The following is a 12,449-nucleotide window of genomic DNA, read 5'->3' on the forward strand; positions in this document are numbered from 1 at the left end:
TCTAATTTACTTGATCATTTATTTGCGGCTGTTTTTTAGCCTGATCATCAACCGTGACTTGACTAACAGCTGATAAAACACCACCTGCAACCGCTACATAACCAGCGATGGTTACAATACTTGCAGGTAAGGCAATAGGAGCAGCAATAATACTACCGCTAACCGCTAATAATGATAATCCAATGGTTCTCAAAACTCTAAAAAATTTAGGCGTGGGAGCTTTAGCTCGTTCTGTTAAATTCATAACTTATAATTTAAGATGAAACATTTTAAGTAGAGGTAATTAACAATTGTACTTGTGTTGTCTTGTCTAACTTTGGAAAAACCAAATCAGTCAATTTTTTAAGTGCTTTTCTTGAATAATTACCCTTACCTATTCCTGTGCAATAAGATACTGGTGCAATACAACCTAAAAGTTCCTTTTTGGCATTATTTGCAGGATGAATTAATATAAAGTCTCTTCCTGGAACATCAATGAGATGAATATGCCAACCAAACTTATTGCTATATCGCTTTTTTAGAATGTACTTCCCTTCTGGAACACAAGACACCAGGCGCTTGTTATTTAACCAGGGCAATTCAATAGTGTAACAAATAGTTTCGCCATCGTTTTGCAACAAACCTAGTGTACCTTCAGGGAAATAGATTCTATGTAATACCAATAGCATTATACACCACTATCTACTTTTACAATAGATAATGGGTTGTATGCACCATTTTTAAGCGGATACATTTGGCCATTTATCTCTTGATAAAATTCAATCCCCAGTGCTAAAAACAAAGGACTAGTACTGTTAGCAGTAACAGCATTACTCAAATTGATTGCTGCAGTTGCAGTAGTATCCCATGGTAAAATGGCTGTTTCTGAAGTAGCAACAACAAAAGTTTCTGCTTCAAAATCTACTTCAGCACCACCAGAAACCATTTTAAAATGCGTAGTACCACTTGGAGCTGCAATCATATTAGATGGAATAAAAGAAGCCAAATCAGCATCCAAAGTACCAGCGACACGATCAATAGTTGCGGTAAATGGAGCAAACAAACTAGTCCCTAATTTCCCTCGAATATTAAATTCAAATCCAAATAACAATTCAGCCTCACCATCAATCACATTTCGCAATCCACGTTCACTAGTAGTGTCCGCTTGAATCACTTTAACCATAGATTGGGTTAACCTGCTTACCATTCTGCTATCTGCAGAATTTAAAAGCAATGGACGTAACGCAGTTCTTAAAATTTTACCTGCTTTCCCTGCTCTACCAAACTCGGATCCATTTTCACGCGTTCTCTGAAATGCTGGATCCGTAGCGATGCGTTGTGCATCAACACCACCCTTTTCGCGTGCTAAATGTCCGTCTTGGGTTTTATAAAAGGTAATATCTCCAATAGTACCTTTTAATTTAATTATGCCTTTTTGCCTTGCCATAATTTTAAATATTTAGTTAAACAATCCGTTTAAATCTTTAAGATGTTGCAACAAACTAGATAGATTTTAAATCAAATATCAAACGACTAAAGCAATAATAAAAGTAAGGGCTATGCCATATGTCACTATCTGATACAAATGGCAGAAAACAACATTAATAACCTCTGGTGAGGCACAAAAGTTGAGGTATCTTTCTAAAAAAGGAAATCAATTAAAAAATAGTATTTTTAATCAGGCTTATAAAGTAAAATCATTTAGTAAGTTAATGTATATCAAAGCCTAATCAAAAGTATAGATAGTATATGAAAAATGACATGCAAAGAGTATGCATCTATCCAAAAGACGTTCAGCTAATCACAGGAAAGAGTTATCGTCAAAGTGTTAGACTCGTACGGAAAATTAAAGAAGACCTCAATAAAACCTCTAATGAGTTCTTAACTATTGATGAGTTTTGTGCTTATGCTGGCATAAAATATGAACAAGTCTCCCACTTGATTTTAGGATAAAAATCAATTTAAAGTTTTGGAGAAATTTCATTTAAAAAACAATCTTTATACTTTTAATACTAGTTCAATTTTTAGTGTTCGTAATAGCAAAACCCTTGTATTTATTGACTTAATTCACTATTTTTACAATACACAATTTAGTGGTATTTAGTACGTAAAAAAAGGAGTCTAAATCGGTTACCTTAATTGATTAAAAAATCATAAGCAACTAATTTACAACAGCATATGAAGAGGATTAAAATCCCTCTTTCTCCGCAACAAAAGCTCTACTTTAATTAGTAGGGCTTTTTTTATTATAGTATATTTCATAAATAACTATAAAAAAGCCCTAAAACAATAGCTTTAGGGCTTATATTAATTTTAAAATAGTGTATGCTATTACTTCAACTCTAACTTTTGTGTTTTGCTGAAGCCTTCACCTCTAAGTTTAACAAACTTCTCATGTAGTTCCTTTAGCCTTTCTGGGTTTTCTTTAGCTATATTGTTTTGTTGTGCTAAATCGTCTTTCAAATTGTAAAGTAACGGTTCATCACTATTACCAACTTCAATATTCACTTGTGTGTTTATAGGTTTACCACCGTAGGCTGGAATATAAATATAATCTCCGCTACGTAAAGCTGTTCTTGAGGTTGCTTCAATAATTAAATTATCTCTACCTGTATTGCTTTTTCCTAAGAAAACATCTAATAATTCCTTACTATCTGTTGAAGTTTCTTCTGTTCCCACTAATTTGGCAAGAGACGCTAATAAATCCATTTGACACACTAATGCATTGGATGTTCCTGGTTTAATTTGTCCTTTCCAGTAGGTAATAAAAGGCATGCGTGTACCTGCTTCAAATAAACTGTATTTACCACCTCTTAAAACGCCTGCTGGTTTGTGGTTTCCTATTTTAGTATCGGCATCATCATAATAGCCATCGTTTAAAACGGGGCCATTATCACTTGAGAAAACTATTAACGTATTATCTAAAATACCTTCTGCTTCTAAGGTTTTAATGAATTCACCAATACACCAGTCTGCTTCTAAAATAACATCTCCTCTTGGTCCCATTCCAGACTTACCAGCAAACCTTGGGTGTGGTGTGCGCGGTACGTGTGGTTGTTGCATGGCGTAGTATAAAAAGAAAGGTTGGTTTTTATGTGTTTTTACATAGGTTTGTGCTTTTTCTAGGAAATGGTCTGCCATATCTACATCGCTCCATTTTGCAGCTTCTCCGCCTTTCATGTAGCCTATTCTTGGTATACCATTTACTATACTGTTATTATGCCCGTGGTGCCATTTCATGGTTGTTAATTCTGGGTTGTCTTTTCCTGTTGGTTGTCCTTCAAAGTTATTTTTATAATCCACTTCAATAGGGTCATTAGGGTCTAAATTAACTACATGCCCGTTTTTAATATATACTGTAGGTACGCGATCTTGGGTTGCTGCAAGAATATATGATTCATCAAAACCTACTTCATTTGGTCCTGGCGATACACGTTCATTCCAGTTAACATTACCTGAGCCTAAACCTAAATGCCACTTACCTACTATAGCTGTTTGGTAACCTTGTTTTTTAAGCATTTTTGGTAAGGTTTGTTGTTCTGTGCTAATAATTAATGGTGCTGTACCTGGTAAAATTTTAGCGTTTTTGTTTTTCCATGGGTACATACCAGTTAACAATGCGTATCTACTTGGTGTACATGTTGCCGATGATGCATAACCATTAGTAAATTTTATTCCACCGTTAGCCAAGGCGTCTATGTTTGGCGTTTGTAATTCTGTAGCGCCGTATGCGCTTAAATCTCCGTAGCCTAAATCGTCTAAATAAATTACAACTATGTTTGGTTTTTGGGCTGTTTTGGTTTTAGAAACATCAGCCGTTTCCTTTTTGTTTTTAGCACAACTAATTATTAAAAGTGTGCTTAAAAAAAATAATACAAGCTTATTCATTTTTAATGTATTCATTTTATGTTTAGTGTTTATGTAATTACAAATATTGCATTTTTTTAATTATACAAATAACCAAATACCTTTTTGTATACCATAAATGGTTAATATACCCCTAAAATTTGGTTTTTAAATTTAAATAAAACAAAAAAACTGAGCTTAATTTATTGTAGTTGTATGTTTAATACATGTAGCCACAAGTAATTTTTAAAACTAAATTTTTGTATTTATTTAAAACATTACATTATAATTTAACGTTTGATAATAAGGTAACAAATGGTTTATTCTTATTTTGCATAATAATTGCCTAGGTTTTGTATAACCTTTTTTAGCAATAAATTTTTCTTTTGTTAAAGGCTTCCTTATAATTTAGCTTCAAACTTAAAACAGGCTCATGTTTCAATACATTTATAAGATTTTTTTAATTTGTTTTATTACTAACATTGGCTATTGCCAAACTGTACCTGCTATACAAGGTAGTGTTTTTGATGAGCAAAATTTACCTCTAGAATTGGTATCTGTGGCTTTTTTAAAACAAAAAGACTCTACACTTATAAATTACACAATTACAGATAGTAAAGGTTATTTTTCAATGACCGATGTACCTAAAGGTAATATTACCGTGCAAATTTCATTTATGGGTTTTAATACTTTTAAAAAAAATATTACATATAACAACACGCCAATTGATTTAAAAACCATTGTACTTAAAGAAAGCCCTAGTGTTTTAGATGCTGTAACAATATCTGCCGTTGTGCCTGTACAAGTAAAAAAAGATACGCTGGCTTTTAATGCAAGTGCTTTTAAAGTGAATGCTGATGATAATTTAGAATCTTTACTAACAAAATTACCTGGTTTAGAAATAGAGTCTGACGGCAAAGTAGTTGCTCAAGGTAACCAAGTAACCCGAATTTTTGTTGATGGTAAAGAGTTTTTTGGCGGCGATCCTGCATTGGTTTTAAAAAATCTTTCGGCCGATGCCATTGAAAAAGTTGAAATAATTGATAAAAAAAGTGAAGATGCAGAACTTACTGGCGTTGATGATGGTAATAAAGAAATGATTATTAATTTCACCTTAAAAAAGAGCAAAAAAAATATGGGCTTTGGTAAACTTGCCGCTGGTACGGGTTTAGATAGCCGCTATTTTAGTAATTTAAATTACAATAAATTTAATGCCAAAACACAAATATCTGTAATAGGTAAGTTTAATAACATTAATATAACTGGATCTAACATTCAAGGTTTTTTAGAAAATGCCAATGGTATTGCCGATGAAGATGATGATGATACTACCAACAACCCAAAAACACGAAGCCTTAGCGGCTATTTAAAAACCGAAGTTGCTGGTGCACATTTTGGTCATGAATTTAAAGATAAAGTTGATGTTAATGCCGATTATTTTTATAACCTTTCGGAAAATAAAGGTGCTTCTTCTTCAAAAAGAGTATCATTTACAAATATGAATAATTTTGATTATGAATCTGAAGATACGTTTAACCGGTTGTCTAAAAATCATAACTTCAATTTTAATTATAAACACCGTGCAAATAAAAATAATAGGCTTATAGTTAGAGGAAAATTAAATGCCATTGAAAACATAACTAATGATACCAAAAACGGAACATTTACCAATAGCGATGGTGAATTAACCACCACAAACCAACAAAACCTACATAATAACAACACACGCAACACAGCTAATTTCAACATAGATTATTACCAAAAACTACAAAAAAACGGACGTAGTTTTAATACCGGTTTTAACACCACTTTAAATACACAAAACAGAGAAAATAACCAATACACATTTACGGTTAGAAACTTACACAAAACAACGCCTAATGAACGAGAAATTGAAACAGTTAGAGATGAAAAATTTAACAACAATAACTACAATTTCAATTTTAGGTTTACTGAACCTATTGCAGATAAACATTACTTTAAACTACAATCTTTTTTAAGGTTTAAAACCGAAAAAGAAGATATTTATCAATTAAAAAACACCATTACAGATAACAAAGAAGAGTTACTAGCCTTTAAGTACAAACACTTAGAAAACAGTTTTCAAACACGTTTTGCTCATAATTATGTATCACCAAAATTAAACATTTTCAACGCTTTAGAACTTCAAGATTTAAGCCGAAATTTTGGGATAATTACAGAGGCTTCAATTACCAAACACTTATTTTTTTTAAACCCTATTTCTAACATTCTTTATAAACCTAAAAAAGGCCATAAATACAGGTTAGCCTATAAAAAAGTAATACGAAACCCCAGGAAACAACAGAGTTCTACGGTTATTAATGATTTGAATCCGTTTTACATAAGGCAAGGAAACCCCAATTTAAAGGCTGAAAAAATGAATGAAATAGCTCTTACTGCAAATGTTTTTAATTTTAAATCTTCAACTACTTTTTATAGCCGAATTTTATACCAACATGCCACCAGTGCTATTGTACAAAGTATTGCTATTGATGATAATTTTGTTAGAACCCGTAGCTACCAAAACAGTGGCAACAGAAAAGTGTTTACAGCCAACTTTAGCCTTAGCAAAAAACTAAAAGGTCTTGGGGTTAGGTACACTTTAAAAAACAAAAATGCTTACAGAACTTCAAATTCTATTATTAATTTACAACTTAATGATGTTACATCAAAAGACTTTTTTGTTGGCTTATTACTTGAAAACTCTAACAAAAATGTTGTTGATTTAAAATTTGGAGCCGATTATAGCGTTAATAACACCGATTTTTCTTTAGAAGAAGATTTAAACAGAACTTACAGACAACAAAAATATTTTTCAATGTTTGATTATGATTTAACCAGTAAATTAAACATAAACACACAGTTTGATTATATTATTTTTTCTGATAATCAATTTTCATCAAACACTAGATTACCAATTTGGAGTGCTGCATTTTCATACAACCTATCTAAAAACAAAAAAAATATATGTAAACTCCTTTTAATAGACTTATTAAACAAAAATGTTGATGTTTACAGGCGCAGTACTACCAATTATTTTGAAGAAACTACCTCTGAAAGTTTAGGGCGTTACGTTATTTTAAGCTACACTTATAAACTTAATAGTAGGCCTAAAAACAAAAAAGCATAAATTACTAAACTACTAAACCATAAACTAACGCAATAGAATAATTTATATAGATAATAAAGTACTCTTACTAGTTATTTTAATAGAACATTTCTTTTAAAACTTATACTCAAACCAATCAAAACTTGCGGTTTTACTACTTTTATTTCCTGAAGAAGTAGCATACATGCCAACATAAACACCGTTAAAACGTTGTGCAACATCATCAGATACTATGGTGTAATCTTGTGTGTTTGCAATTGGTTTTAAGCTATGTTCATCTTCACCATAAAAAAACTGAGCTTTTATACCATTTACTTCAACTTTAAAAATGACTTCTTTTTTAGTATATGCTACTGAAGCTATTTTTTCTGATTTAAAATCACCTTTATTATCTTTTTGTAATGTTTTTAATAAAACAATTTTATTTTTAGTTTTTAATAATTGAAAATGATTACCATGTCTTCGATAAATAACTAAACCTGCGCTCTCATTCTCTTTTTTTGTTTTAAAAGCTAATTTAGTGGAGGCTGTATAATTATGATGACGAGTACGTTGCGCTATAAATGAAGGGTTTACTAATTCTGAAACTGTTTCAGGACGTAATTGCAATTCTAAAACACCATTGTTTATTTTATACCACTTAAATTTTGGCGATCTTAAAAAGTTCCATTCTAAAGCTAAAGTATTTTTATTAAAATCATCTTTTTCTGGAATTTCTGGTACGGGTGTCCATGGTAAATTTGGCCGCTCTTGTTCTGCTTGCAATAAACCTTTACCTGGGTTATAAATTGGTGTAATTCCACTTTCTTGTTGTGTCATTTCTACTTTTGCCAAAAAGGTTTCTCTGGCAAGAGTTATAAAACCATTAACGCGTCTTTTGGCTAACAAAACACTCCACCAATCGCCATTTTGTGTTTGTACCAAATCGGCATGTCCTGTTTGACCAATAAAGTGTGTTTTCCCTAAATGACGATGTGTCATAACAGGGTTTGCGTGGTTAGGTACGTATGGTCCCCATAAGTTTTTACTATTAAAAACAGTTACAGCATGGTATTCTCCAGTTCCACCTTCACCAATTAATAACAAATATTCGCCATCAATTTTATATAAATGAGGTCCTTCTGCCCATCGAGCATTAGATGCATGCCCATAAGTTAATTGTTTTTTTTCGCCTAAAAGCACTCCTTTGTCAGGGTCTATTTCTTGCATCCAAACACCGTTTTTTCCAGGCCATTCTTTTTGAGTTCCATCAACAATTCCTGCTCCTGTATAATAACATCGTCCATCATCATCCCAAAATAAAGAAGGGTCTATACCTGGTGCATTATCAATCCACATTGGATCACTCCATGGTCCTTCAGGGTTTTTAGCTGTAATTATAAAATTCCCCTTTTGCCCTACCATTGTCGTGATTATATAAAAGGTACCATTGTTATACCTAATAGATGGCGCAAAAATGCCATTTGAATTTCTAAGTCCATCTTTATAAACTATTTGATTTGGCCTGTGTAACCCGTAACCAATTTTTTCCCAATTAACCAAATCTTTACTTTTATGAATTGGTAAACCTGGATACCACTCAAATGAAGAGTTTACCATGTAATAAGTGTCATCTACTCTACATATTGAAGGGTCTGGATAGAAACCAGATAAAATAGGGTTTTTAACAGTTTTGGGAACTGCTTGAGCAGAAATGACAAAACTAAAAACCAATAACAATAAAAAGGATAAAAAACGCATACTATTCTTTGTATCCATCAGCAAATTCAGCTTTAATATTTCTATTTCTTGAGAAACTAAACCTAGATATATACTGGTCATTAGCCCACCAAGGCTTGCCTGGATAATTTTTAGACACGTGATGAAGCCCCCAACTCAAAGCCTCGGTTGGATGCTTATCATTATCTAAAGTTGTAACAAGCCCCATAGCCGAGGGCACCCAGTTTATGTAAGACATTATTTCAAAATTAATACCATCTGGCGCATATTGAATGGTTTGTCTTTCGGGTCCATCATGTGATGACACCATAGCAATACCTTCTTTATATTTCCATACACAAAGCTCATGCCCACTATGTGTAATTGGGTTGTATTCGGATTTAACATAAGGCCCCGTTATACTATCGGCAATGGCAACACCCCAACGAATTTCGCGTCCGCCAGCTGTATTTCGTTCACCCATGCGCTCTCCTTTGTAATACAAATAGAATTTATTTTTATAATACAATAATGTTGGGTCATGTACCTTCTGGCTATCAAAGCTTCCTTGAGATTTTACAGCAAACCTACTGTCTTCATCTCCTAACCATTCGCCATCTTTTGAAGCTTCTAAAATAGGTGATTCAAGTCGTTTCCACGGTCCATTAGGGCTATTAGCAATAGACATGCCCACCGTATTAAAAGTTCTGTTTAAGTATGGTGCTTTAACGCATTGATACACCAAATAATATTTGCCTTTATGTGCTAAAATTTCAGGAGTAAACACAGACCTATCGTCATAAGCGCCTTTTGGGCCATAGGTAATAGCTACACCTTGCTCTTTCCAATCCCAACCATCTTTTGATGTTGCATACCAAATTTCGGTTTTATCCCAAGGGAATACTTTTTTTTCAGGATCACCCGTGCCAAACCCATACGTTTTACCTACAGATTTTGAGTACCAAGTGTAATACAAACCATCAACCTGAATAACCATTGTAGGATCGCGGCGTATAACACCTTTTTCATAACCTATATCTCCTTTTAACTCGTGATTATTGAAAGTGCCAAACCACTGGTCATTTTTATGATAATTGTTTCTTAGTGCTCTTTTTGATGCGGCACTCATTTTATCGGGGTTTCCTATCGCAAGGAAATCATAATCTTCTTGCGTGTATTGCGGTTTAGTTTCTGTAATACTTTCAGTTTTTGATTCTTGCTTGGTATTACATGAAAAAAGTAGTGTGAAAGAACACAAAATGGTAATAAAAAACTTCATTATTTTTAGTTTAGTGTTTTATGCTTTAAAGTAATTTTATTGAGGCGTAAACCTATATTAATCATTCCAATGTTTGTTAACTATTGCTTGTATTTCAGGAAAGTCTTCATCGGTTTCATTTAAATCTATACGTTGTTGTTTTAATTGGGCTTTCATTTTAGTAATAATGCCTTGGTATTTAGGATCATTATAACGGTTATGCAATTCTTCAGGATCGTTTTTTAAATCATAAAACTCCCATGTATGAGGTGTTTCTCGTTCAATGCCATAATATTGTGTTGCCCAATAATGCTTTTTAAAATCTTCTTCAGGTAAATAATGTTTTCCGTAGTAAAACATAAGTTTATAATCTTTTGAACGCACCCCAAAATGTGCAGGCACATAATGGTGAATAATATGCATCCAATAGCGGTAATAAGTAGTTTCTCGCCAGTTATTTTCTTCTTTACCTTGTAGTGTATTTATAAAACTTTTACCTTGCATATACTCAGGTGTTTTACCACCTGCTAGCTCAATTATTGTTGGTGCATAATCGGTATTATTTACTAACAAATCTGTTACACTTTGTGGTTTTATCATTTTTGGGTAATGCATAATGTATGGCATGCGCATAGCTTCATCATACATCCAACGTTTATCTTGTAAATCGTGCTCACCAAGCATCATACCTTGATCTCCTGTATAAATTATTACAGTATTTTCCCAAAGGCCTTCGGCTTTTAAATAGGCAAATAATTTTCCTAAATTATCATCAACACCTTTTACGCAGCGTAAGTATCTTTTTAAATAATCTTGGTAAGCTACATGTGCAGAATTTGAACGCCCTTGTAAACTATCTTTATGAAAAAAGATATTATAATTTCTGTACATGTGCCTGTTAGAAACCGATGTACCAATATAATTTGTAAGCGAATCGTTTTTTCCTCTTGTACCTTCAGAACCCCAATTAGGTTGATAATATAGGCTTGATGGCTCAGGAATTTCAGTATTAGCTAAAAAATCTTCGTATCTAGGCGCATATTCAAACATATCATGCGGTGCTTTGTAATGATGCATTAAAAAGAATGGCTTGTTTTTATCTCTATTTTTTAAATAATCAATAGAGGCATCTGTAATAACATCTGTTGAATGCCCTGTAGTTTCTACTTTATTTTTTTTCCAAGCACCTTTACCTTTTTCGTAAAACGAAGGATTAAAATACTTACCTTGACCTGGCAGAACCTTATAATAATCAAAAGCCGAAGGCTCTATATGTAAATGCCATTTTCCTATTATTGCTGTTGAATATCCAAGCTTTTTTAGCTCTTTTGGCAAATATTGCTTTTCGGGATCTAAGGCGATATCTAAATCTAAAACACCATTGGTTTGCGGGTATTGCCCAGATATAATTGAAGCTCTGCTAGGTGTACAAATTGAATTGTTACAAAATGCGTTGGTAAAACGCATACCATTATTTGCTAATTTATCAAGGTTAGGCGTTAGGTTTAATTCTGATAATCTACCACCATAGGCACCAATGGCTTGTGAAGTGTGATCATCAGACATGATGAAAATTATATTAGGCTGTTTGTTTTGTGTGTAACTTATTAAGGCAAAACATGCCAATAAAACTGAAAATACTATTTTTTTTGTCATCACTAAACTCTTATAAGTAATATTTTAATTTTTTAATTTATAAACACGTATGTAATCAATTAAGGTAGTTCTATCTTCTTTACTTGCTGTTGCAACCTTACTACCAGTTTCGGGAATAGGGTTCCAATCATATGCTTCAATAGAAAACTGTAATATCAATTCTTGATTAAAAGGGACAGGAGGATTTAAAGTATATACATATTCCCCATCTAAATAAAACAATAGTTCTGTTGCGCTTTTCCAATAAAAACCATAAGTATAAAAGCGCTCATGATTTTTAGTTGGTGGTGCCATTTTTTTTTGGTCTCTAACTTGTTTTACACAAGCCGATCCTCTATGTATGGCATTAGAATGCATTATCTGATCCCAATCATAAGCCCATTTGTGCGTTTTTTCAGTTAATACCCCAACAGATTCTGTGATATCAATTTCATTTTTATTTTCACAAGTACCTCTGTGGCATAACCAAAAGCCTCCACCCATTTCGGTTTTGTTCATTTTCATTCTACATTCATAATAATGACCTACAGATGTTTTTTTATAAGAACGTAAAATACCACCGTGATATTTGTAAATTGTTTTTCCTTTTACAACAGGTTTTGGTAACTCTCCAACCTCAATACTCAAAAAGCCATTACCTATACCAAAACTTTCTTTTTGAAATAAAGCGGGCGCTCTACCAGTCCAATTTAGTTCATAATGACCTTCTGGATCTATATTCCATTTCTCTTTATCAATCTTTTTATCATTAAATTCATCACTTAATGCCTCTACCTTTTCCCAAACTTTACCCTCAATTTTAGGTGGTTGACCAAAGCTTACTATTCCTATTAAACAAATGGTTATAATAGCTAGTTTATTTTTTAAAGTTAAGTAATTCAT

Annotated in this window: 9 protein-coding genes; 1 reads left to right on the top strand and 8 read right to left on the bottom strand. The window is 32.7% G+C overall.

The annotated features are described in order from the left end of the window. Position 1: 1 nt before the first annotated feature. From ACYX4H_RS14510 to ACYX4H_RS14525, 4 genes are all read right to left on the bottom strand, one after another. On the bottom strand, positions 2 to 244 hold the full coding sequence (locus tag ACYX4H_RS14510) for a hypothetical protein (RefSeq protein WP_311937944.1): 243 nt from the start codon (positions 242 to 244) through the stop codon (positions 2 to 4). A 25-nt stretch (positions 245 to 269) separates the two neighbouring features. Continuing rightward, positions 270 to 668, bottom strand: coding sequence for a DUF5675 family protein (locus ACYX4H_RS14515; protein WP_476236983.1), 399 nt, complete (start codon positions 666 to 668; stop codon positions 270 to 272). Further along, entirely contained in the window at positions 668 to 1,426 is a 759-nt protein-coding gene (locus tag ACYX4H_RS14520) for a hypothetical protein (protein ID WP_476236984.1), read from the bottom strand. Before ACYX4H_RS14520 ends, ACYX4H_RS14515 begins: the two co-directional genes overlap by 1 nt. Before the next feature lie 884 nt (positions 1,427 to 2,310). Continuing rightward, positions 2,311 to 3,882 carry a sulfatase family protein gene (locus ACYX4H_RS14525; protein WP_476236985.1) on the bottom strand — a complete coding sequence of 524 codons (1,572 nt, stop codon included), beginning with the start codon at positions 3,880 to 3,882 and terminating at the stop codon, positions 2,311 to 2,313. A 376-nt stretch (positions 3,883 to 4,258) separates the two neighbouring features. Between ACYX4H_RS14525 and ACYX4H_RS14530 the strand changes: the two genes are divergently transcribed. Continuing rightward, positions 4,259 to 6,976 carry a carboxypeptidase-like regulatory domain-containing protein gene (locus tag ACYX4H_RS14530; RefSeq protein ID WP_476236986.1) on the top strand — a complete coding sequence of 906 codons (2,718 nt, stop codon included), beginning with the start codon at positions 4,259 to 4,261 and terminating at the stop codon, positions 6,974 to 6,976. Positions 6,977 to 7,069: 93 nt separating this feature from the next. Here the strand turns inward: ACYX4H_RS14530 and ACYX4H_RS14535 are convergent, their stop codons facing one another. Genes ACYX4H_RS14535 through ACYX4H_RS14550 form a run of 4 tightly spaced genes read right to left on the bottom strand, consistent with a single transcriptional unit; the run spans position 7,070 to position 12,449 of the window. Then, positions 7,070 to 8,713, bottom strand: a complete 1,644-nt coding sequence (locus tag ACYX4H_RS14535; protein ID WP_476236987.1) for a glycoside hydrolase family 43 protein — start codon at positions 8,711 to 8,713, stop codon at positions 7,070 to 7,072. Then, entirely contained in the window at positions 8,697 to 9,932 is a 1,236-nt protein-coding gene (locus ACYX4H_RS14540; RefSeq protein ID WP_476236988.1) for a glycoside hydrolase family 117 protein, read from the bottom strand. The genes ACYX4H_RS14535 and ACYX4H_RS14540 overlap by 17 nt, the downstream gene beginning before the upstream one ends. A gap of 57 nt (positions 9,933 to 9,989) precedes the next feature. Then, entirely contained in the window at positions 9,990 to 11,567 is a 1,578-nt protein-coding gene (locus tag ACYX4H_RS14545) for a sulfatase family protein (protein WP_476236989.1), read from the bottom strand. A 24-nt stretch (positions 11,568 to 11,591) separates the two neighbouring features. Further along, a complete protein-coding gene (locus ACYX4H_RS14550; RefSeq protein WP_476236990.1) occupies positions 11,592 to 12,449 on the bottom strand; it encodes a LamG domain-containing protein in 858 nt (285 codons plus the stop codon).

The organism is Seonamhaeicola sp. ABD4_340, from assembly GCF_056312135.1.